The sequence below is a fragment of the Halovalidus salilacus genome (assembly GCF_031852275.1).
Lineage (GTDB): Archaea > Halobacteriota > Halobacteria > Halobacteriales > Natrialbaceae > Halovalidus > Halovalidus salilacus.
Map to the genome: position 1 here is coordinate 3,818,317 of NZ_CP134700.1, position 22,417 is coordinate 3,840,733.

The 22,417-nt window shown below is 67.6% G+C and carries 22 protein-coding genes; 12 read left to right on the forward strand and 10 right to left on the reverse strand.

The window, feature by feature from the left end; genetic code table 11:
• Window positions 1-136: 136 nt before the first annotated feature.
• The 6 genes from RJT68_RS18830 (at window position 137) to RJT68_RS18855 (ending at window position 6,770) form a co-directional block, all read left to right on the forward strand.
• Window positions 137-1,684, forward strand: a complete 1,548-nt coding sequence (locus RJT68_RS18830) for an ABC transporter substrate-binding protein (RefSeq protein WP_407038060.1) — start codon at window positions 137-139, stop codon at window positions 1,682-1,684.
• Window positions 1,685-1,801: 117 nt separating this feature from the next.
• The gene (locus RJT68_RS18835; RefSeq protein WP_407038061.1) at window positions 1,802-2,803 is read left to right on the forward strand and encodes an ABC transporter permease; all 1,002 of its coding nucleotides are present in this window, start codon (window positions 1,802-1,804) and stop codon (window positions 2,801-2,803) included.
• Between the two features lie 2 nt (window positions 2,804-2,805).
• Window positions 2,806-3,837 (forward strand): ABC transporter permease, encoded by a 1,032-nt coding sequence (locus RJT68_RS18840; RefSeq protein WP_407038062.1) that lies wholly within the window; start codon window positions 2,806-2,808, stop codon window positions 3,835-3,837.
• Between the two features lie 2 nt (window positions 3,838-3,839).
• Window positions 3,840-5,015, forward strand: coding sequence for an ABC transporter ATP-binding protein (locus tag RJT68_RS18845; RefSeq protein ID WP_407038063.1), 1,176 nt, complete (start codon window positions 3,840-3,842; stop codon window positions 5,013-5,015).
• Window positions 5,008-6,378 (forward strand): ABC transporter ATP-binding protein, encoded by a 1,371-nt coding sequence (locus RJT68_RS18850; protein ID WP_407038064.1) that lies wholly within the window; start codon window positions 5,008-5,010, stop codon window positions 6,376-6,378. The genes RJT68_RS18845 and RJT68_RS18850 overlap by 8 nt, the downstream gene beginning before the upstream one ends.
• Window positions 6,379-6,614: 236 nt before the next feature.
• The gene (locus RJT68_RS18855; RefSeq protein ID WP_407038065.1) at window positions 6,615-6,770 is read left to right on the forward strand and encodes a hypothetical protein; all 156 of its coding nucleotides are present in this window, start codon (window positions 6,615-6,617) and stop codon (window positions 6,768-6,770) included.
• 305 nt (window positions 6,771-7,075) lie between these two features.
• On the opposite strand, the gene RJT68_RS18860 is transcribed toward RJT68_RS18855, so the two are convergent.
• Window positions 7,076-7,249, reverse strand: coding sequence for a DUF7556 family protein (locus RJT68_RS18860; RefSeq protein WP_407038066.1), 174 nt, complete (start codon window positions 7,247-7,249; stop codon window positions 7,076-7,078).
• Window positions 7,250-7,391: 142 nt separating this feature from the next.
• On the opposite strand from RJT68_RS18860, the gene RJT68_RS18865 reads away from it, so the two are divergent.
• From RJT68_RS18865 to RJT68_RS18875, 3 genes are all read left to right on the forward strand, one after another.
• Window positions 7,392-8,243, forward strand: coding sequence for a CBS domain-containing protein (locus RJT68_RS18865; RefSeq protein ID WP_407038067.1), 852 nt, complete (start codon window positions 7,392-7,394; stop codon window positions 8,241-8,243).
• The gene (gene glyS, locus RJT68_RS18870; RefSeq protein WP_407038068.1) at window positions 8,236-10,029 is read left to right on the forward strand and encodes a glycine--tRNA ligase; all 1,794 of its coding nucleotides are present in this window, start codon (window positions 8,236-8,238) and stop codon (window positions 10,027-10,029) included. Before RJT68_RS18865 ends, glyS begins: the two co-directional genes overlap by 8 nt.
• A gap of 565 nt (window positions 10,030-10,594) precedes the next feature.
• Window positions 10,595-11,179 (forward strand): dolichol kinase, encoded by a 585-nt coding sequence (locus RJT68_RS18875; protein WP_407038069.1) that lies wholly within the window; start codon window positions 10,595-10,597, stop codon window positions 11,177-11,179.
• A gap of 30 nt (window positions 11,180-11,209) precedes the next feature.
• Here the strand turns inward: RJT68_RS18875 and RJT68_RS18880 are convergent, their stop codons facing one another.
• A complete protein-coding gene (locus tag RJT68_RS18880) occupies window positions 11,210-12,160 on the reverse strand; it encodes an AEC family transporter (RefSeq protein ID WP_407038070.1) in 951 nt (316 codons plus the stop codon).
• Window positions 12,161-12,388: 228 nt separating this feature from the next.
• On the opposite strand from RJT68_RS18880, the gene RJT68_RS18885 reads away from it, so the two are divergent.
• Entirely contained in the window at window positions 12,389-13,615 is a 1,227-nt protein-coding gene (locus tag RJT68_RS18885) for an MFS transporter (RefSeq protein WP_407038071.1), read from the forward strand.
• Window positions 13,616-13,641: 26 nt separating this feature from the next.
• Here RJT68_RS18885 and RJT68_RS18890 read toward each other — a convergent pair whose 3' ends face one another.
• The 3 genes from RJT68_RS18890 to RJT68_RS18900 form a co-directional block, all read right to left on the reverse strand.
• The gene (locus RJT68_RS18890) at window positions 13,642-14,142 is read right to left on the reverse strand and encodes a TspO/MBR family protein (RefSeq protein WP_407038072.1); all 501 of its coding nucleotides are present in this window, start codon (window positions 14,140-14,142) and stop codon (window positions 13,642-13,644) included.
• A gap of 75 nt (window positions 14,143-14,217) precedes the next feature.
• Window positions 14,218-14,604 carry a PIN domain-containing protein gene (locus RJT68_RS18895; protein ID WP_407038073.1) on the reverse strand — a complete coding sequence of 129 codons (387 nt, stop codon included), beginning with the start codon at window positions 14,602-14,604 and terminating at the stop codon, window positions 14,218-14,220.
• Complete coding sequence (locus RJT68_RS18900; RefSeq protein ID WP_407038074.1) at window positions 14,601-14,843, reverse strand: antitoxin VapB family protein; 243 nt, start codon at window positions 14,841-14,843, stop codon at window positions 14,601-14,603. The genes RJT68_RS18895 and RJT68_RS18900 overlap by 4 nt, the downstream gene beginning before the upstream one ends.
• Window positions 14,844-14,975: 132 nt before the next feature.
• On the opposite strand from RJT68_RS18900, the gene RJT68_RS18905 reads away from it, so the two are divergent.
• Window positions 14,976-17,492 carry a DEAD/DEAH box helicase gene (locus tag RJT68_RS18905; RefSeq protein ID WP_407038075.1) on the forward strand — a complete coding sequence of 839 codons (2,517 nt, stop codon included), beginning with the start codon at window positions 14,976-14,978 and terminating at the stop codon, window positions 17,490-17,492.
• 39 nt (window positions 17,493-17,531) lie between these two features.
• On the opposite strand, the gene RJT68_RS18910 is transcribed toward RJT68_RS18905, so the two are convergent.
• Window positions 17,532-18,233: an Sjogren's syndrome/scleroderma autoantigen 1 family protein gene (locus RJT68_RS18910; protein WP_407038076.1), complete on the reverse strand. Its 702-nt coding sequence runs from the start codon at window positions 18,231-18,233 to the stop codon at window positions 17,532-17,534.
• A 52-nt stretch (window positions 18,234-18,285) separates the two neighbouring features.
• A complete protein-coding gene (locus RJT68_RS18915) occupies window positions 18,286-18,741 on the reverse strand; it encodes a TIGR00725 family protein (RefSeq protein ID WP_407040410.1) in 456 nt (151 codons plus the stop codon).
• A gap of 155 nt (window positions 18,742-18,896) precedes the next feature.
• Here RJT68_RS18915 and mdh point away from each other — a divergent pair, with 155 nt between their 5' ends.
• Window positions 18,897-19,811: a malate dehydrogenase gene (gene mdh / locus RJT68_RS18920; RefSeq protein WP_407038077.1), complete on the forward strand. Its 915-nt coding sequence runs from the start codon at window positions 18,897-18,899 to the stop codon at window positions 19,809-19,811.
• A 58-nt stretch (window positions 19,812-19,869) separates the two neighbouring features.
• Here mdh and RJT68_RS18925 read toward each other — a convergent pair whose 3' ends face one another.
• The 3 genes from RJT68_RS18925 to RJT68_RS18935 form a co-directional block, all read right to left on the reverse strand.
• Complete coding sequence (locus tag RJT68_RS18925) at window positions 19,870-20,583, reverse strand: CPBP family intramembrane glutamic endopeptidase (RefSeq protein ID WP_407038078.1); 714 nt, start codon at window positions 20,581-20,583, stop codon at window positions 19,870-19,872.
• A 143-nt stretch (window positions 20,584-20,726) separates the two neighbouring features.
• The gene (locus RJT68_RS18930) at window positions 20,727-21,461 is read right to left on the reverse strand and encodes a type 1 glutamine amidotransferase (RefSeq protein WP_407038079.1); all 735 of its coding nucleotides are present in this window, start codon (window positions 21,459-21,461) and stop codon (window positions 20,727-20,729) included.
• A gap of 121 nt (window positions 21,462-21,582) precedes the next feature.
• Window positions 21,583-22,392 (reverse strand): alpha/beta fold hydrolase, encoded by an 810-nt coding sequence (locus tag RJT68_RS18935; protein ID WP_407038080.1) that lies wholly within the window; start codon window positions 22,390-22,392, stop codon window positions 21,583-21,585.
• Between the last annotated feature and the right edge of the window lie 25 nt (window positions 22,393-22,417).

Sequence of the window (22,417 nt, forward strand, 5' to 3'; positions counted from 1 at the left end):
CAATAATTACTTTCTTTATGTGGTGTTCGAATATATCGCATGACGTTCCGTCAACACCAAAACCTATAAATGTTCATAGATTGCTCTTTGGGTTGGTATGGGAAGTGATAAACAATACCTAACGCGGCGCCAGGCCATGGTAACTGGTAGCGCAGTTAGCGCCGCGCTGGTTGCTGGCTGCATAGGTGGTGGCGGTGAGTCCGGCGGCGGCGATCGGTTCCACTTCACCCAGGAGCAATCGCGCGAGGAGCAGTTCGACCCCGTCGTCTCGAACGACGCCTACAGCTTTCAGGTGATTCAGCTCGTCTTCGACGGGCTCTACGAGTACGGGGAGGACCTCGAGTTGCAGCCCAAGCTCGCGGCCGACGAACCGACCGTCGAGCGCGACGGGACGCGGTACATCTTCGAACTCGAGGAGGGCGCCACGTTCCACAACGGCGACGAGGTGACCGCAGAGGACGTCGAACACTCCTTCGTCGCGCCCGTCGAGGAGGAGACGGAGAACGCCGCCGAGTACGACATGATCGAGAGCACCGAGGTCATCGACGACTACCAGCTGCAGGTCGACCTCGGTGACGAGCCGTACGGGCCCTTCGAGCTCGCGACGATGGGCGTGACGGTGGTCTCCAAGAGCGCGCGGACGGAGGACCCCGAGGCGTACAACACGAACCCGGTCGGCTCCGGCCCGTTCAAGTTCGTCGAACTGCAGGAAAACGAGTACGTCGACCTGGAGCGCAACGACGACTACTGGGACGACCTCGAGCCGAACATCCCCGAGGTCCGCTTCGTCGCCCACGACGACGACGCGGGTCGCGTCTCGGAGGTCCGGGCGGGGAACACCGACGCCATCGCGGGCGTACCGAACGAGGACTGGGACGTCCTCGAGAACGAGGATGGCGTGACCATCCACTCGGCCGAGAGCCCCTCGTTCATGTACATGGCGTTCAACTGCAACGAGGGGCCGACGACCAGTCCCGAGGTTCGGCGGGCGATCGCGCACTCGTTCTCGATGTCGGATTTCATCGAGTCCAACGCGGGGAACGTCGCCTCGCCGATGTACAGCCCGATCCCCCCGGTCGTCAACGAGATCTGGGGGTTCCCGGAAGAGGAGTACCAGGAGGCGCTCCCGTCGTACGACCCCGACGAGGCGCAGTCGCTGCTCGACGAACACGCGCCCGACGATTTCGAGCCGATAATCATCACGCCGGAGGGGATCCGCGCGCAGCTGGCCGAGCGGGTCGCCACTCGACTGGACGAGATCGGCTACGGCGCGGACGTGCAGACGCTCGACTTCGCGACGCTGGTCGACACCTACACCAGCGGCAGCGAAGACGACTACCAGATGTACCTGCTGGGGTGGACCGGCGGTCCGGACCCCGACTACTACCTCTACTCGCTCTTCCACGAGAGCCAGGAGGAGGTGAATCAGGGCCACTTCTACGAGGGCAGCGACGGCTTCCACGAGGCGATCGAAGAAGGACGCTACTCGGCCGATCAGGAGGAGCGATACGACATTTACGAGCCGGTCATCCGCGAGATCGTCGAAGAGTTGCCCGTGCTACCGGCGTTCACGGAGGATAACACGATGGCCTCTCAGGACTACGTCCAGGGTCTCGAGGCCCACCCCGAGGTGACGAACAACCCGAGGCTCGTCGCGGACTACACGAACGTGTCGTTGGAGTGACCGACGGGACGGCGGCCGCCGTGCGATCGGCGCGGACCGGTCGGACGGAGGGTCCGTCGTTGAACCGTCGCAGTATCGAAGTGGACGACGGGAGAGTTCCCCACGACTCGCGAACCTATGAAACTACTCAAGTACGCAATATACAGGCTCTTGCAGGCGATCCCCGTGCTGATCGGGATCTCCATCATCACGTTCCTGCTCGCGAACCTGGGGCCGGGCGATCCGGTCAGCCTCATGCTACAGGGACAAGAGCACAGCGAAGAACTGGTCAGGGCGATCGAACGGCGGTACGGGCTCGACAGACCGATACACGAGCGGTACGTGACGTACATGGCCGGCCTGCTCGAAGGTGACCTCGGGCAGAGCATCCACTACCAGCGGCCGGTCTCCGAGTTGATGCTGAGTCGGATCGGGCCGACGCTCCTGCTGGTCCTGTCGGCGTACGCGTTCGCGCTGGTGACGGCGATCCCGCTCGGCGTGATCGCCGCCGATCGACGCAACGAACCGACCGACCACCTCTCGCGGATCGCGGCGCTCTTCGGCGTCAGCACCCCCTCGTTCTGGATCGGGATCGTGTTGATCCTGATCTTCGCCGTCAAACTCGGCTGGCTCCCCTCGAGCGGGCTCGTCTACCCGTGGCGACCGCCGAGCACCTACCACGGCATCGACGGCCACCTCGAGCTGTACTACGAGACGCTGCGACACCTCTTGCTACCGATGATCGCGCTGGGGACGCTGCAGATGGCGACGATCATGCGCGTCGAGCGCACGCAGATGATCGAGTCGCTGCAGGGCGAGTACGTCAAGCTGGCTCGCGCGTACGGCGTCCCCGAGCGGACGATTCTCCGAAAGCACGCGTTTCAGGTGGCGCAGCTGCCGGTCATCACGATCGTCGGCCTGAACCTGTCGACGGCGATCGGCGGGGCGGTGCTGACCGAGACGGTGTTCAACATCAACGGCATGGGTCGGCTGTTCGTCGAGGCGATCCAGACGAACGACTACCAGTTGGTGATGGGGATCACGATCGTCCTCGGCGCGCTGTTCGTGATCGGCGTCATCATTACCGACATCTCGTACGCGTACGTCGACCCGCGCGTCACGTACGGGGAGCGTGAGTAACCATGGCTGTTGGCGACTCTCAACTCGGGACCGGTACCGACTCGACGACCGAGGACGACGTGGAGGCCCGCGTCGGCTGGCGCTACACTCTCGCGCGGATCAAGCGGGACACGACGGCCAGGTGGGGGCTGTACATCGTGGCCGTCGTGTTGTTCGTGGCGGTGTACGCCCTGGTCGACAGCAACCTCTCCCGGCTCACGTTCGGGGTGCTGTCGGATTACACGTTCGCGGAACTATTACCGATATTCGACCACCCCACGCGAATACCGCCGCCCGGCGAAGCACAGCAGAACGTGCCGCCGTATTTCCCGTTGGCCGACCAGCCGTGGAATCCGCTGCCGGCCGGCGGCACGCTCGAGCACCCGCTGGGAACCGATCCCGACGGCCGGGACTACTTCACGAGGATCGTCTACGGGACGCAGGTGTCGGTGTTCGTCGGCCTGGCCTCGACGTTCATCGGGCTCTCCGGCGGGACGATCGTCGGCGCCGTCGCGGGCTACTACGGCGGCAAGGTCGACGACGTCCTGATGCGGGTCATCGAGACGGTGTACTCCATCCCGCCGCTGATTCTGATCATCGTCTTCACCGTCTTCGTCGGCGGGGCGAACATCTGGTACGCGGTGCTCGGCGTCGGCATCGCCTTCGTGCCCGTTTTCGCCCGCATCATCCGCAGTCGCGTCCTGAGCATCCGCGAGATGGACTACATCGAGGCGGCGCGGGCGGCCGGCGTGAAGGACCGACACATCATCATGCGACACGTCGTCCCGAACAGCTTCGCGCCGGTGTTGGTGTACGCGACGCTCCAGATCGGCGTCACGATCCTCATCGTGGCCGGTCTTTCCTTCCTCGGCTACGGCGCACAGCCGCCGACCCCGGACTGGGGCCAGATGCTCAACGTCGCCCACGGGAACTACATGCACTCGAACATCTGGCTCTCGATCTGGCCCGGGTTGGCGATCATGATCACCATCATGGGGTTCAACCTGTTCGGCGACGGCCTGCAGGACGCCCTCGACCCCCGAATTAAGGACTAACGATGAGTTCTGAACCACTACTCCGCGTCGATAATCTCAAAACGCAGTTCGAAACGGAAACCGGAACCGTGCGCGCCGTCGACGGCATCTCCTTCGAGGTCTACGAGGGCGAGATCGTCGGCCTCGTCGGAGAGAGCGGCGCCGGCAAGAGCGTCGCCTCGATGAGCCTCCTGCGGCTCGTCGAAAGCCCCGGCGAGATCGTCGCCGGCGAGATCACCTACAAGGGCGAGACGATCGTCGGCTTCGAGGAGGGCCCGGACGGCGAGCGTCGGGAACGCTCCGACATGCTCTCGAACGAGGAGATCCGAACTCGCATTCGGGGTAACGAGATCGCGGTGATCTTCCAGGACCCGATGGAGTCGCTCAATCCCGTCTTCACCGTGGGGGGACAGCTCCGGGAGTTCATCGAACTCAACCGCGACGTGTCCGAGGACGAGGCGCGCGCGGAAGCGATCGACATGCTCCGCGAGGTCGGGATTCCCGATCCCGAACAGCGCTACGAGGAGTATCCCCACCAGTTCTCGGGCGGGATGCGCCAACGCGTGCTCATCGCGATGGCGCTGGCCTGCGAGCCGAGCCTGATCATCGCCGACGAGCCGACGACGGCCCTGGACGTCACCGTCGAGGGACAGATCCTCGACCTCGTGGCCGACCTCCAAGCGAAATACGGGACGAGCTTCATCTGGGTCACCCACGACCTCGGGGTCGTCGCCGAGATCTGCGACCGGGTCAACGTCATGTACCTCGGCGAGATCGTCGAGCAATCGCCGGTCGACGAGCTGTTCTACGACACGAAACACCCCTACACGGACGCCCTGCTGAACTCGATGCCCCGGCCCGACCGAACCGTCGCGGACCTCGATCCGATTCGGGGCGTGATGCCCGAGGCGATCGATCCGCCGTCGGGCTGTCGGTTCCACCCGCGCTGTCCCGACGCGCGCGAGGTGTGCACGCGGATCCACCCCGAGACGAAGGCCGTCGCAGACGCCGACGGAGAACCGCACCGCTCGGCCTGCGTCAAACACGACGCGTTCGACGTCGACTACGAGGGAAGTTCGCCGCTCGAGGCGACGGCAGCGTCCGAGCCGACGGCCCGGGCCGCGGACGACTCGGCGACCGAATCGGAGCTCGCGCCGAGCCCGACCGGCGACGAGAGCGGAGGTGAGGGCGGTGAGTAGCGGCATCCGGCTGGACGAAGAGAGCGTCTACGAGAGCGACGAGCCGCTGCTCGAACTCGAGGGAGTCTCCAAGCACTTCGCTCAGGAGAAGGGGTTGTTCGCCGGCCTACAGTTCGATCCGAACCGGTTTCCGCCGTTCACCGTCGATCGGGGGACCGTGCGGGCGGTCGACGACGTCTCCCTCGAGATCCGGCCCGGCGAGACGCTCGGGCTGGTCGGCGAATCGGGCTGTGGAAAGAGTACGCTCGGCCGGACGATCCTCCGGCTGGTCGAGCCGACCGAGGGAAAGATCTACTTCAAGGGGAAGAACCTGGCCGACCTCGGTGGCGAGAAGCTACGGCGCACGCGCGCGGACATGCAGATGATCTTCCAGGATCCCCAGTCCTCGCTCGACCCGCGGATGAAGGTCGGGCAGATCATCGAGGAGCCAATGTGGGCCCACGACATGCTCGACGACGAGGGCCGGGAAGCGCGAGCGAAGGAACTCCTCGAGAAAGTGGGGCTCGATCCGCGCCACTACAACCGGTTCCCCCACGCCTTCTCGGGCGGGCAGCGCCAGCGGATCAACCTCGCGCGGGCGCTGTCGGTCGATCCGGACTTCATCGTCTGCGACGAACCCGTCTCGGCGCTCGACGTCTCCGTGCAGGCGCAGGTGCTCAACACGATGGAGAAGCTCCAGGAGGAGTTCGGCCTCACCTACCTCTTCATCGCCCACGACCTCTCGGTGATCCGCCACATCTCCGACCGGGTGGCCGTGATGTACCTCGGGCACATCGTCGAACTGGCCGAGAAGGAGGAGCTGTTCGAGAACCCGCAACACCCATACACGAGGGCGCTCCTCGACTCCATCCCGGTGCCCGACCCGCGCGACGAGGGCTCCCGGGGCGTGCTCGAGGGTGAGGTGCCGAGTCCGGTCGACCCGCCGTCCGGGTGTCGGTTCCGAACGCGGTGTCCGCGCCTGATCGCGCCCCCGGAGTACGAGTGGACGGAGGAGACGTGGGCGAGCACGCGGGAGTTCATGCGGGCGGTCGACCGGCGGACGTTCGAGCCGACGACGGCCGAGGAGATTCGGGCGCGCTTCTTCGCGGCGGGGCTGCCCCGCGGGGAAGCGGGCGCGATCGTCGAGGAGGCCATCTCGATGATCGCGGTCGACTCGGACTCCGGCCGCGACGCCGGGTCGGCCGGCGACGAGGAAGCCGCGGACGAGGCCGAGGAGACTCGACGACGCTGGGACGACGCGGCGGACTTCCTGATCGAGTCCTTCGCCGAGCAAAGCGTCTGCGCTCGAGAGCGTCCGAGTTACCTCCTCGAGTCCGAGTACGGGAGCGGCGAGCACTTCGCGGCGTGTCACCTTCACCGGTGAGGCGACTCGAGCGGGCGCCGCTCGCGAAGCCACGACCGCACGTATCTGATTCTGTACACTGATCGGAAGCCTGCGGATCCGACACAACCCGCGTGTGAGAAACCGTCTCAAACTGCCCCCTCGAGGGCTGACCGGAGGAAACGGCAATTCAGCCCAATCCGACATTCAGCCGTCAGTATAACACGATCTATCGGTTCGAAAATACTTATTAGCCCCGGGCAACTATTTACTCTTGTATGAGTAAGATGATGACCGTCCTGACCGTGGCGAACCGCCGATTCGAAAAGACCCGCCGAACGATCGCCCACTCCCCCGACTTCGGGGACGACCGAACCGCCGACGAGGACAGCCCCTCGGGCCGAATTCCGCCGGGTGGCTTCCTCACCGGATGAGCGGAGGAGCGAACGAATGACCGACCGCGGTGCGGACCCCTCGTTTTACCCGCTCTCGTGACCCACGCCTCGATCCCGATCAGTGGCGACGCTCGAGTGACGGTTCGATCCGCGGCGACGCCCGATACACGTGCGTGCGCGAATTCGGCAACGGAATACGCGCAGAGCAACGTCGCCTGCGGTTCGAAGCGGGTCGCCACCGCCTCGAGAGAGTCCGAGAGCCGCTCATCGGTCGACGAAACGCCGGGCTGGTACAAAGCGGTGATCAGTCATAGTCCGGGGATCGACTCGAGGAAGGAACACGCTCACCGCCAGTCGGTGAGCGTCATCGCGTCGTCGGCTCGCATCGAGAGCCACGCGCCGTCGGCGGAGATGTCCGCGATGACGTACTCGTCGCTCGGGCCGGCCGAATCGAGCGATCCGACGATCGTGTCGGCGCCGCCGGAGGGCGTGCCGTAGGTGTGGGGGTTCGGCACCATGCGTGTATATCTCACCCACCCCCCTATAAACTCGTCGGAATGACACTCCGGAAATCGGAGGTGTTCGCTCGGCCGTCGAGTGGACGCGCGTCCAGCGCGTGAAACACTGGGTTTATACTCAAATTGGCCGTACGCACGGGACATGAACGTAGCCGACGCGATGACGTCGCGGTCGGAGGTCGTGACCGTCGAGTTGCCCGGGACGCGAACCGACGTACTCGAGTACCTGCAAGAGCGATCGTTCTCGTCCGTCCCGGTCGTCAAACCGACCGACGGCGGCCTCGAGTACCGGGGGATCGTCTCGCGCGACGCCCTGATCGAACAGCCCGACGAGGACCAGCTCGTGATGCTGATGGAGGACGTGCCGACGACCACCGCCGACACGTCGCTCGAGGAGGTCGCGCAGTTGATGGTCGAGGAGGGTGCCCGACGCGTCCCCGTCGTCGACGGGGAGTTCGAGGGGATCGTCACGGTCACCGACGTGATCCACGCCATCGCCGCGGGCGACCAGGAGACCGACGCCGTGGTCGAGGAGTACGCGAGCGCGGACGTGAACACGACCTACGAGGGAGCGCCCCTGCCGGTCGCCGAGCGCGAGCTCTCCTACGCGAACGTCCCCTACACGGTCGCGCTCGACGACGACGGGCGAATGAGCGGCATCTTAACGGAGGTCGACATCATCGACGTCGCCCGCATCGTCGAGGGCGAGGAGGAGACCGGCGACAACTTCCCTGACCAGGACTCCGAGTGGTCCTGGGAGGGGATCAAGGGCGTCGGCAGCCGGTACCTGCCGACGCGCGACATCGAGATCCCGACCGGCCCCGTCCGAGAGTTCATGAGCGACGACCTGATCACCGTCTCGACCCAGAAGTCGATCCAGGAGGCCGCACAGCTCATGATCAGCAACGACGTCGAACAGATCCCGATGGTCTCGGGCGAGCAACTCGTCGGGATCGTCTGCGACGTCGACCTGCTGGAGGCGCTCTATGAGTGAGCGCGAATGCGAGAGCGCGGACGAATCTGACGCACCGGACGAACGAGCCGCCACGGCGGAGAAGCTCGTCGAACTCGCCAAGCGCCGGGGCTACTTCTTCCAGTCCTCCGGTGCTTACGGCGGCGTCGGCGGCTTCTACACGTTCGGCCCTCAGGGCGCGGCTCTGAAGGGGAACGTCGAAGACGCCTGGCGCGACCGGTTCGCCGTCGCCGAGGGGAACATGGAGATCGACGCCCCCACGATCATGCCCGAGCCCGTCTTCGAGGCCTCGGGCCACCTCGAGGGCTTCGACGACATGCTCGTCGAGTGCCCGGACTGTGGCGAGAGTCACCGCGCGGACCACGTCGTCGAGGACGAGACGGAGTACGAGGACGCGGAGAGCCTCCCCATCCCGGAGGTCGAGGAGATCATCGCCGAGTACGAGCTCGTCTGCCCGAACTGCGGGGCGGGACTGGCGGGCCAGGCCGTCGAGGACTTCAACCTCATGTTCGAGACGAACATCGGCCCCGGCGACGCCGACCCGGGCTACCTCCGGCCCGAGACGGCCCAGGGCATCTTCGTCGAGTTCCCCCGGCTCAAGGAGTACGCGCGCAACCAGCTCCCCTTCGGCGTCACCCAGATCGGGCGGGCCTATCGGAACGAAATCAGCCCCCGTCGCTCGATCGTCCGCACGCGCGAGTTCACGCAGGCCGAACTCGAGTACTTCGTCGACCCCGAGGTCGACGAGCCCGACCTGACGGCCGTGGCGGACGTCGAGGTGAGGCTGTATCCGGCGAGCGAGCAGCAGGCGGAGGACGGCGCCGAGATCGAGACGACGATCGGCGACGCCGTCGCCGAGGGGATCATCGGCGACCCCTGGGTCGCGTACTTCCTCGGGATCGCCAGGCCGTGGTACGAGTCGATCGGCGTGGACATGGACCGATTCCGCTACCGCCAGCACCTCTCGGGCGAGCGCGCCCACTACGCGAGCGACTGCTGGGACGCGGAGAGCGAGATCGACGGCAACTGGATCGAGATCGCCGGCTTCGCCCACCGCGGCGACTACGACCTCTCGAAGCACGCCGACCACTCCGGCGACCGCTTCACGGTCTTCCGCCAGTACGACGAGCCGATCACCGTCGAGCGCGCCGCGGTCGACCCCGACATGAGCTACCTCGGTCCGGAGTTCGGCGGCGACGCCCAGACCGTGGTGCAGAAACTCGAGGATCTCGCCGCCCGCGACCGATCGGCGTTCGAGGGGGACGCCGTCGAGATCACCCTCGAGGGCGAGACCCACGAGATTCCCGTCGAAAGGACCGGCTTCTCGGTCGACGAGCAGACCGAGGCCGGCGAGCACGTGCTCCCCCACGTCGTCGAGCCCTCCTTCGGCGTCGACCGGACCGTCTACACCGTCCTCCACCACGCCTACCGCGAGGACGAGGTCGACGGCGAGGAGCGCACGCACCTCGCGCTCGAACCCGAAGTCGCCCCCACGTTCGTGGGCGTCTTCCCGCTCCAGAGCGACGAGGAACTCGAGGAGCGCGCCCGAGAGATCGTCGCCGACCTGCGCGCGGCGGGCCTGTCGGTCACCTACGACGACTCGGGCAACATCGGCCGCCGGTACCGCCGGCAGGACGAGGTCGGTACGCCCTTCTGCGTGACGGTGGACTACGAGAGCCTCGATGACGACGCCGCGACGGTCCGCGAGCGGGACACGACCGCGCAAAAGCGGATCCCGATCGCCGACCTCGCGGCGACGCTGTCGGCGCTGCGGGCGGGCGACGCGGCGTTCGACGACCTCGAGTAACGAGAGACGAGGGCCGAACGACCGTCGACGCGGTACGGACCGATTTTCGATTCCGACTGAGAACGATCGCCGATACCGACCGCTCGAGGTGAACCAAACGGTCGTCGATACGAGGGCGACGACCGTCCGACCGCGCGAGACGAACCGAAAGGTTGTCGATGCGAGAGCGACGAGTACCGAACGAGGTACATCCATGGACATCGAACGAAAGGACCTGCTGTTGGCGATCGGCTCCTTCATCGTCGGCTTCGGCTGGATGGTCGCCGTGTTGCTGATGGACTACAACTGGGCGTTCCACCACTGAGTCTCCGTCACACGCCCCGATCACCTGTACGCGAGTCGACGGGCCCCACCCGTCGGACGCGTCCGCCGGTCGGACGCAGACGCCGACGGGTCGAACCGCACGGCGGCGGCGCGCACGTCCGCGTTCGCGGCCGTTTTCCGTTCCGTAGCGGAGCGTAGCGTTGTGCACCCGCGGCAAGCCGGACGAGTCGGCGCCGGCGATCGCTTTTCCCCGCCGGGACAACCGACGAACTGAAGGTCACCGCGTTCGACCGGTCACGAGATGGCCGACGAACTGAAGCGACGGCTGGTCCACGCGAGCGGCTCCGGCCTCGTCGCCCTCTGGCTCCTCGCCAACGCCCTCGAGGTTCCCCTCACGTGGGGGCGATTCCGGCTCCTGATGATCGTGCTCGCCCTCGGTACGATCGTCCTCGAGTTCCTGCGACTGCGCGTCGGACTCGAACTGTGGCTCTACGACAAGCTCACCCGAGAGTACGAGCAAAAGCAGTTCGCGGGCTACGGCTACTACATGATCAGTATGACGCTCGTCGTCCTCGTCTTCGGACCCGACGTCGCCCTCCCCGCGATGTTGATGCTCTCCCTCGGCGATCCGATCAGCGGGGCGGTCTCGTCCGACTCGCTCGAACGGATCAAACCCCCGCGCGTGCTGGTGACGATGTTCGTCGTCTCGACGCTCATCGCCTCCCTCTTCCTCCCGCTCGCGGCGGCGCTCGCGGCCGCCCTCGGCGCGACGATCGCCGACGGGATCACCCACCGGGTCGGCGAGTACATCGTCGACGACAACCTGACGATCCCGATCTACGCCTCCGTCCTCGCGTGGGCGGTCCTCGCGTTCGGATCGGTGTGAGCGCGAGCGCCGGCGACGGCCCGAGGCGACTCAACCGACCAGCGCGATGAGCACGAACAGCGTCGCCATCGAGACGAGCGTGCTGGCGAAGACGTTTAGCGACGCGAACTCCGGATCGCCGCCGAGTTCGGTCGCGAAGACGAACGTCGAGACGGCCGTCGGCGTCCCGAGCATGACGACGGCCGCCGTGAACGTCGCGGCGTCGACCGCGAGCGCCGAGAAGACGAGCCAGGCGAGCACCGGCATCAGGCAGATCTTGAGCGCCACGACCGACCCGACCGCGCCGACGTCGACCCCGGGGAGGTCGACCTGCAGCGACGCGCCGACGCACAGCAGCGCCAGCGGGAGCGCGAGCGCGCCGACGACGTCGAGGACGGTGACAGCCGGACCCGGCGCCTCGAGTCCGGACGAGCCGACGACGAGGCCGGCCGTCAGGGCGATCAGGACCGGGTTGCGCGCGAGCCGTCCGAGTTCCCGACCGAGGCTGGTCGACGCGTCGTTCGCGAAGACCAGCACCAGGACCGTCAGCGGCACCTGCACGAGCGAGACGACCCCGAGGACCACGCTCGCGATCGCGGTCACGTCGGCGTCGAACGTCGCCGCGACGAGCGGCAGGCCGAGGTAGCCGAGGTTCGAGTGGTACGACTGGACGATCGCGACGCTCCGACGCCGACTCGAGGGGCGGTTTCGGTGGACGACGAGGGCGACGCCCGCGGTCGCGAGCACCACGGCCGCGAGCCCGCCCAGCAGCGTCGGCGAGGCCAGCCGGGCGATCGACCGGTCGTACGTCGAGACGAAGATGAGCGCGGGCAGCGCGACGAAGTACGTGAGTTCGTTCAACCGCGCGGTCCGGCGCGCGTCGAGGACGCCCGACGCGCGCAATCCGGTGCCGACCAGCAACACCGCGAGCATCGCCAGCAGCCGGCCGAACACCTCGAGCTCCCGCGAGGAAACGAGCGCGACCGGCGTCGTCGGCTCCATGCCCGGCTCGAGTGGATTCGTCGCCTTTTACCGTTCGATTCCGGCCGACGGCGCCGTTTTCCGGCCGGTCTCGACGGAGTGCCTTTTTTCCGGTCGGTTCCGGGCGACGACGCCGTTCGGCGCCGGTCGCCGGGTCGCGCTCGGAACGACGAGCGTCGGGTTCGGATATCGGCAACACCCTCGCCGAAAGGAGCGATCATGACCGGCGACGGCCGAGGGGCGGGTACCGTGGCACGACCGACGGACGTCGGAACCGACTCGTCGACGGCGCGCGCGGCCCTTACCGACGGCCGCGGGACGATCCTCGTCGCCGTCGCGACCGGCTGGTTCCTCTCGATCGGCGTGCGCCTCTCCTATCCGGTCTTGCTTCCCCACCTCCGGGAGACCTACGAGTTCGGCCTGACGACGTCCGGGTTCCTGTTGACGAGCCTCTGGCTCGCCTACGCCCTCGGCCAGCTCCCGGGCGGGGTGTTGGCCGACCGCCTCGGCGAGGGGAACGTCCTCGTCCTGAGCACGCTCGTCTCGGCCGGCGCGCTCGGCCTCGTCGCCGTCGCGGGCTCCGCACCCGTCGCGTTCCTCGCGACGGCGTGTTTCGGCTTCGGAACCGCCCTCTACGGCGTCGCCCGGTTCACCATCCTCTCCGACGTCTTCCCGAACAACGACGGGACCGCCATCGGGATCACGATGGCCGCCGGCGAGGTCGGCAACGCCCTCCTCCCGCTCGCCGCGGGGGCCATCGCGACCGCCGTCGGCTGGCAGTACGGCTTCGGGCTCGCCGTGCCGACGTTCCTCGTCGTCGCGCTCCTGCTCCGGGCGGTCGTCCCCGCCCGCACCTCGGGGGAGACGAGCGCCGTCGACGACCTCTCGCTCGAGGCGGGCAGGTACGTCGCCACCCAGCTCCGCCAGCCGGCGATCGTGGTCGTGACCGCGATCCAGATCCTCACCTACTTCGTCTGGCAGGGCTTTACGGGCCTCTATCCGACGTACCTGATCGAGATCAAGGAACTCCCGGAGGGGACGGCGACGGCGCTCTTTAGCACGTTCTTCGCGCTGGGGATCGTCGTTCAGCCGCTCACGGGCCGGATCTACGACCGGTTCGGCATCCGCCGGTCGCTCCCGGCCGTGCTGGCCGTCATCGTCGTCGCGCTCGTCGCGTTGCCGTTCCTCGAGGGATTCTGGCCGCTCGTCGGCGGCACGGTGCTCCTCTCGAGCATCCTCGGCTACGGGACGATGACCCTCCCGTACATGACCGCCGCCTTCCCCGAGGACATGAAGGGGACCGGCCTGGGCTTCCTGCGGACGTTCTACATGACGATCGGGGCCTCGAGTCCTGCGCTGTTCGGCGTCCTCGCCGACAACGGGTACTTCGACGAGGGGTACTTCGTGCTGGCGGGGTTCGCGCTCGTCGCGATGGCGCTCGTGCGGTGGCTGCCGTCGACCGGCGGGCGCGGCTAACGCGAGCGCGCTCGAGAGGAGCCGCGTCAGCCGTTCAACCGCCAGAGTTCGAAATTGAGGGCGGCCGCGAACGTCACCCAGGCGAGGTAGGGGACGAGCAGCGCCGCCGCGCGGCGGTCGACGCGACGGAACGCGGCGAACGTCGCGACGACGAGGACCCAGAGGGTGACGATGACCAGCAGGCCGAGCAGCGGCGCCTCGAGGCCGAAGAACGCGGGCGTCCAGGCGACGTTGACCGCCATCTGGGCGGCGAACAGTCCCAGCGCGAGCCGTCGGCCGGGCGCGTCCCGCCGCCAGACGAGCCACAGCGCGACGCCCAGCAGGGTGAACAGGGTCGTCCAGACGATCGGGAACGCGATCCCGGGCGGGTAGAAGGCCGGCTTCTCGAGCGCGCGGAACCAGGCGGTGTCGGGGCCGAACAGGACGCCCGGAAGGCCACCGACGACGTTCACGAGCGCGACGAAGGCCGCCGCCAGAAGGAGCGACCGCGCGTCGGGGGCGGATCTCGAGGGCGTTCGAGTGGCCATACCGTCAGTAAGACCCGCGGACGGAAATAGCGGCGGGCGGCCGACGTTACCGCCCCCGCGGGATCGGCTCCGGTATCAATAGGTCACCGTGTCGAACCCGAGGCGTTCGAAGTCCTCGACGTTCCGCGTGAGCACCGGCTCGCCCTCGAGTTCGGCTGTCGCACCGATCGCGGCGTCGCCCTTTCGTTTCTTCATCGTCGACGCGTCGACTTCGCCGATTGGAGTCCCCGCCCGCATCGCGATCGTTTCGTCCATCGGTACGACCGGGTGCGGTTCGAGGATTGCCTCGACGGCCCTCGCCTCGTCGTCCGTGAGTTCCGCGCCGATCCCGATCCCGAGTTCCAGAACGGCCATCGCGGGGATCTTGATCGGTTCGTGTCTCTCCTCGAGTTCCTGGAGCTTCGAGTGCGCCCCGGGATCCTCCTTCATCAAATCGATCAAAAACGAGGTGTCGGCGATCATCGCACGCCGTCGAACTCCTCGAGGACGTCGTCGACCCCCGACTCGTCGGCTTCGTCGGCCGCCTCGATCGCAGCTTCCATGCGCTCGACGCGATCCCGTTCGACCACCCCACCGAATTCGGCGAGCGACGGCGAACCAGTGAGACGATCGATCGCCTCCGAGAACGTTTCGTCGGGTCGCTTCCGGCGTTTGATGCGCTCGTAGGTGTCCTCGTCCAGCCGGACGGTCTTCGTCCCCATGCCGTATACGACGTATACGGAGCGTTTTATTGTTACGGTGAACCGTCCGGCGCGATCGATCTCCGACGTCCCCGTTTCACTTCCACCGCGGTACGGGAACCCTTATTCGCGACCCTCTCGAACCACCCCGCAATGGCAACCACGGACGAGGAACCGCCCTCCATCGAACACCCCCTCCTCGAGCCGAACTTCCTCCAGCGACGCCTCTACCAGCTGAAACTCGCGGGGACGGCGGCGAACCACCACACCCTCGTCTGCCTCCCGACGGGGCTGGGCAAGACGACGGTGAGCCTGCTCGTGACCGCCCGCAGGCTCGACGAAGTCGGCGGAAAATCGCTCATGCTCGCGCCGACGAAGCCCCTCGTCCAGCAGCACGCCGATTTTTACCGGGAGGCGCTCGCCATCCCCGACGAGGAAATCGTCGTATTCACGGGCGACGTCAGCCCCGACGACCGGTCGGCGACGTGGGACGACGCGACGGTGATCATGGCCACACCGCAGGTGATCGAGAACGACCTCGTCGGCTCCCGGATCTCGCTGCGGGACGTCACGCACGTCACCTTCGACGAGTGCCACCGCGCCACCGGCGACTACGCCTACAACTACATCGCCGAGCGCTACCACGCCGACGCCGCCGACCCGCTCGTGACCGGGATGAGCGCGTCGCCGGGGGGCGACGAGGAGGCCATCCTCGAGGTCTGCGAGAACCTCGGCTTAGAGGAGGTCGAGGTGATGACCGAGGACGACGCCGACGTCGCGAAGTTCACCCACGACACCGACGTCGAGTGGGAGCGCATCGAGTTGCCCGACGAGGTCCTCGAGATCCGCGACGCCCTGAATGAGGTGATCAAAGATCGCCTCGAGAAGCTCAAGGAACTCGGCGTCGCGCGGTCGACCCAGCCCGACCAGTCCCAGAAGGACCTGAACCGGATGCGCGCCGAGTTGCAGAAGCTGATCAACAACGACCAGTCGGAGGGGTACAAGGGGATGTCCGTGCACGCGGAGGTGATGAAGCTCCGGCAGGCGGTGACGCTCGTCGAGACCCAGAGCGTGGAGGCGCTGCGCCGGTACTTCGAGCGCCAGCGCAACCAGGCCCGAACGTCGGGGGCGTCGAAAGCGAGCCAGCGGCTCGTCTCGGACCCCCGCGTTCGCGAGGCGATGCGGAGGGCCGAGCGCTTCGACGAACTCCACCCCAAGTACCGCAAGACCAGGATGCTGCTCGCCGAGACGCTGGGACTCGAGGGCGGCGAACGGGTGATCGTCTTCACCGAGTCGCGGGACACGGCCGAGGCGCTCACCGAGTTCCTCTCGGAGAGCTTCGACGCGAAGCGGTTCGTCGGCCAGGGCGACCGCGAGGGATCCGACGGGATGACCCAGAAGCAACAACAGGAGGTGCTCGACCAGTTCCGGGCGGGCGAGTTCGAAGTGCTCGTCTCGACCTCCGTCGCCGAGGAGGGGCTGGACGTCCCCGAGGTCGACCTCGTGCTCTTCTACGAACCCGTCCCCACGGCGATCCGTTCCATCCAGCGCAAGGGGCGGACCGGCCGTCAGTCTGAGGGACGGGTGGTCGTCCTGATGGCCGAGGACACCCGCGACGAGGCCTACTTCTGGATCTCCCGCCGGCGCGAGAAGGAGATGGAGAGCGAACTGCGGGAGCTCAAGGGGATGGCCGACGACATCGCCGAGGAGCTCGACGACGCCCAGCGGTCGCTCGAGGCGTTCGACGGCGGGTCGGGCGCCGACGCGGACGCCGGAACCGACCCCGCGTCCGGGGCAACCGCTGACACCCGAAACCCCGACGCCGTCGGCGACTCTTCCAGTGGAAATGAAGGGGGTTCGACACAGCCGGGGTTGCAGGACTTCGCGAATCGGAACTCGGATTCGAGTGACGAGGACGACGGAGGGGGCGGGGACGAGGATGAGGACGAGAACGGGGACGAGGAACCCATCGAGGAGATCGACCGCCACGTCCCCGGCACGGACGATCCCGAGACTATCGAGATCGTCGCCGACCAGCGCGAGATGGACGCCAACATCGCCCGGGAACTCTCCCGGCGCGACGGGATCGAGATCCGCCTCGAGACGCTCGACGTCGGCGACTACGTGTGCTCGGACCGGGTGGTCGTCGAGCGCAAGTCGGTCGCCGACTTCGTCGACTCGCTGGTCGGGGGCGACCGCTCGGTCTTCGAACAGGTGGGCGCGATGGCCCGCCACTACTCCCGACCGATCGTGATCGTCGAGGGGGAGGGGCTCTACGAGCAGCGCGACGTCCACCCGAACGCCATCCGGGGGGCGCTCTCGAGCCTCGCGGTCGACTTCGGCGCGAGCGTTCTGCGCACGGAGGGCGAGGCCGACACGACCGAACTGCTCGCGGTGATCGCGAAACGGGAGCAGGAGCTCTCGAGCCGCGAGGTGTCGGTCCACGGCGAGAAGGGGACCAAGACGCTCGGCGAGCAACAGGAGTACGTCGTCTCCTCGATCGCCGAGATCGGTCCGGTGACGGCCCGGTCGCTGCTCGAGGAGTTCGGGACCGTCGAGGCGGTGATGATCGCGAGCGAGGAGGAGTTGCAGGAGGCCGACGGCGTCGGGAAGGTGACCGCGGAGCGGATTCGGGAAGTTATCGGGAACGAGTACGCCGGTTCGAAGTAGGATTGCGCACCCGGAGTCGACTCGCCGTCGCGCGCCCGCTCACCGAAGCGCCGCCAGCGCTTCCGCCGCCTCGCGAGCGGCCTCGAGACACTCCTTCGCGTACCGCGGGTCGTCCGTCGCCGCGGCCGTCCGGGCGAAGCGCTCGAGCGCCTCGACGAGGGCGTCGCGGCCCGCCTCGAGGTCGCCGTCGACGGTGACCGCCTGCGAGCGCGTCGGATCCGTCCGCGGTGTCCGGTTCGAAGTGGCCGTCGACTCCGACTGTGGCTCCGTTTCTGACGCCGGTCCCGTCCCGAATTCGGCGTCCCGGTTCGCGCTCGAAACGGTTTCCGCGTCCGGTCTGTCCCCCCGATTGGCGGCGCTCGCGTCGTCGGCCGTTCCGGAGTCGCTCGAGACGTCGATCGGCGCCGGTTCGCCGTCGCCGTCGGCGTCCGTCGCGTCCGCGTCGGCGGCCTCCGCTTCCGTTCCCGTTTCGGCCTCGGCCGTCGACTGAGCTCCCCCTTCGGCGTCGGCCTCGAGGGCGGAGCCTTCGACGGCCTCGGGGCTCCCGTGGCAGGTCGGACAGAAGGTGACGCCGTTCATCTGGAAGAGGGGGTCGCCGCAGGTGCCGCAGTGGGTGTTCGTCATCCGGGCGCCTTTCAACAGGAGGTCGCTCATGCGCTGGGTGGCCTCCCGGTCGGCCTTGTCGCGCTCGTACTTCTCCCGGAGGCGCTCGCGCTCGGCTTCCTTGTCGAAGTCGCTCATGGTCGCCTAGACGTTCCGGGGCGTCGAAAATGCTGCGAAGGGGCGACGACGGTCACTCGAGGGCGGCCTCGACGGCGTCGACCGCCTCCGCCGGCGTCTCGGCGACCGTCACCTCGAGGTCGAGGTTCCGCAGGTCGGGCGCGCCGAGTCCGACGACGGGCCGGCCGTAGATCCCGGCGAAGCCGATCTCCGAGAGGGTGCCGTGGCCGCCGGCGAGGGCGATCACCGCGTCGCCGTTCATCGGGACGAGCGCGTTCCTGGCGTGGCCGAGGCCGGTCGCGATCGGGACGTCGACGAAGTCGTTCGCCTCGCTCCGTCGTTCGCCCGGCAGGATGCCGATCGTCGTGCCCCCCTCGGCCTTCGCGCCCCGACAGACGGCCGCCATCGTTCCGCCGCGGCCGCCGCAGACGACGACGTGCCCCCGGGCGCCGAGTTCTCGACCGACCCCCTCCGCGGTCTCGGCCTGCTCGTCGGTGATCCGTCCGCCGCCGATGACGCTCACGCGCAGTCGCATGCTCGAGCGGGCGACGGGAACGATCATGATCGGTTCGATTCGTCCGCGACCGAATCGCGTCGACGATCGTCGAACGAGTTATCGTCATACCGCCCACAGTGACCGATTCCGACGGATTTAACGCGATTGCAGGTGGAGTTTTACGTGGTATGACGAAAGTTAGCGTGGTCGGAGCGGCCGGAACGGTCGGGGCCGCCGCCGCCTACAACATCGCGCTTCGGGACGTCGCGGACGAACTCGTTCTCGTCGACATCCCGGACAAGGAGGAGGACACCATCGGACAGGCCGCCGACGTGAACCACGGCTCGGCCTACGACTCGAACACGGTCATCCGTCAGGGAGGGTACGAGGACACCGCGGGTTCGGACGTCGTCGTCATCACCGCGGGCATCCCGCGCCAGCCGGGCCAGACCCGGATCGACCTCGCGGGCGACAACGCGCCGATCATGGAGGACATCGGCTCCTCGCTCGCCGAGCACAACGACGACTTCATCACCGTCACCACGTCGAACCCGGTCGACCTGCTCAACCGTCACCTCTACGAGGCGGGCGACCGCCCGCGCGAGCAGGTGATCGGCTTCGGCGGCCGGCTCGACTCCGCCCGGTTCCGCTACGTCATCGCCCAGCGCTACGACGCGCCCGTCCAAAACGTCGAGGCGACCATCCTGGGCGAGCACGGCGACGCACAGGTCCCCGTCTTCTCGAAGGTCCGCGTCAACGGCCGCGACCTCGAGTTCGACGACGACGAGAAGGAGGAACTGCTCGAGGAGCTCCAGACCTCGGCGATGAACGTCATCGAGAAGAAGGGCGCCACGGAGTGGGGGCCGGCCACCGGCGTCGGCCACATGGTCGAGGCCATCGTCCGCGATACGGGCGAGGTGCTGCCCGCGAGCGTGAAACTCGAGGGCGAGTACGGCCACGAGGACACCGCCTTCGGCGTCCCGGTGAAGCTGGGCGCGAACGGCGTCGAGGAGATCGTCGAGTGGGATCTCTCGGAGTTCGAGCGCGACCAGCTCGGCGAGGCCGCCGAGAAGCTGTCCGAGCAGTACGAGAAGATCGCGTAAGTCACCGGACAGCAACCGCGACCCCATTTTCGCGAACCGTCCCGCCGACCCGAACGGCTCAGAGCGCGAAGTAGCTCGAGAGCATGAGGACGACGTTGTAAATCCCGTGGACGAGAATCGGGACGACGAGGTTGTCGGTCAGTTCGTACAGCGCGCCGAAGACGACGCCGACGCAGGAGATGAGGAGCGCGCCGGCGAGCACCTCCGCGGGCGAGCCGAGGTAGTTGAACAGGTGCATCGAGCCGAACAGGAGGCTCGCGCCGACGATCGCCCCGGCGGGACCGAACGACTTGCGGAGGCGCCCCTGCACCACGCCGCGGAAGAGGAACTCCTCGGCCGGGCCGATCAACACCAGCGAGAGGACCGCGAGGGCGAGCAGGTAGGTGGGATCGGCCGCGGCGGACTCCTCGAGCGCGGAGTCCGGCTGGAGGTCGAGGACGGACACGACGAGCAGCAGTCCCATCGCCACCGCGAGCGCGACGACGACGCCGACGATCACGATGCCGAGCGACCGCAGACCCGGCCGCGAGAGCGAGATCCGGAGGCCGTACCGCCGGACGTACAGGAAGCCCACGGCGAGGAACGCGAGTTGCGTCGCGACCGTCGCGACGACGAGCACCGGCGTGTCGGTGAGCTCGTACCCCGCAGAGAACATCGGGATCAGGACCGCGACCCCGACGATCACGGTTCCGAGGAACGCCGCGACGGTGAGCGCGACCGCGACGAGGGCCGCGCGAGCGGGAGACGACGCTCGAGACTGCGTTTCGTTCATCCCTATTTGTGTCGAAGGGAGAGGGTATAAGCGTTCCGTCGCCCTCGTTTCATCGGCGGCGATACCGTCGTGGAGTCTCCCGTCGTCCTCCCGAAACGACGGCTCCGCCGAGAGATCCGGCGACGGTCACCGACGCGAGCGGGCTAGGCGGTGGGAACGTCGCTCGAGTCGATCGGTTCGGCCGGTTCAGCGTCCGAGCGCTCGCTCAGTTCGCGGACGTACTCGAGGAAGTTGTCGAAGACGAGTTTCGCCTCGCACGCGTTCCGATAGTTATCCTCGGTGATCTCCTCGAGGACGGACGCCAGGCGCCTCTCGGAGAGGTCCTTGCGGTGGACGAGTTCGCGGGCGGTCTTCGTGTCGTACTCGGGGTGGAACTGGACGCCGAAGACGCGATCCTTGCGGAAGCCGTGGTTCGAGTAGTCGTTTTCCGCGAGCGGTTCGGCGCCGGGAGGGAGTTCGGAGACCTCGTCGGAGTGGCTGGTGAACGCGAGGAACCGCTCGCCGATGCCGTCGAAGAGCCGGGAGTTCCCGACGCGTTCGATCTCGCTGTAGCCGACCTCGTAGGCGCCCATGTCCTCGACGGTCCCGCCGAGGACGTGGGCCAGCAGCTGGTGGCCCCAGCAGATCCCGAGGAAGGGGACGCCGCGATCGATCGCCTCCGAGACCCACGCCTCGACCGGCTCCATCCACGCTTCGGCCCAGTAGACGGAAGATCGAGAGCCGGTGACGACGGCGCCGTCGTAGTCGAAGTCCGCGGGCACCTCCCCCTCGGTGGCGTCGAACTCGGCCAGGGAGGCGTCGAGTTCGCGTCGGAAGTTCCGCGTCGCGTTCTCGTCCTGGTGGGCGGCGTTCAGGACGGCAATGCGTAGGCGTTCCATCGGCTTATCGTTGGCACCTCGAGGCTGATAGGCCTTCTGACGGGTGCCGTCGTTGCCGCGGTTCGCGACGCTGGTACGGTCCGCGGATCCCCGGTGAGGGACCCGGTCGTCCGCCGAGCCCTCAGTCGCCGGCGTGTTCCTCGAGGAAGCCGAACAGTCGATCGTTGACGGCCCGGGAGCGCTCGACGAAACAGAGGTGGCCCGCGCCCTCGAGGGGGACGAACTCCCCCCGCGGGAGGCCGAAGGCGAGTTCGCGGCCCGCCTCCGCGGGCACGATCTCGTCGGCGGTGCCGTGGAAGACGAGCGACGGTTGGGTGACCTCGACCAGTCGCCGCCTCGCGTCCCACCCCTCGAGCGCGGCGACCTGCGTCTCCCACCCCTCGGGCAAGGCGTCGCCGTCGGCCCGCCAGTCGACGATGCCGTCGACGACCTCGGGTTGCTCGGCCCGGAACTCCGGGGAGAGCGCCGACTCGAGCGACTCGCGGAGCGCCTCGCGGTCGTCCGGCGGCGCGTACAGCGCCTCGAGGTCGAACGCCCCGGCTCGCGGGGCGGCGCCGAACAGCGTCAGCGTCTTCGCGCGGTTCGTCGTCCGGGCGGCCTCGAGAGCGACCGCGCCGCCGAGGCCGGCCCCGACGAGGTGGGCGTTCCGAACGCCGCAGTCCCGGAGGACGGCCTCGAGGTCGGAGACGAGCGTCTCGAGGTCCGCGGGTTCCGACGGCGCGTCGGAGCGGCCCGTCCCCCGCGGGTCCCAGACGACGGTTCGGAAGGGACCGGCCAGGTGCTCGTACTGCCAGCCCCACGACCAGCCGCCGAGGCCCGCCTCGGTGACGAACGCGACGGTCTCAGGGTGGTCGCCTCCACCGCCGGGTTCGCCCGCTCCGCCGTCCACCTCGTAGTACAGCGAGACGGAGCCGTTCGATGCGGTCGGCATGGTCGACTCGAGGGGCCGAACGGGG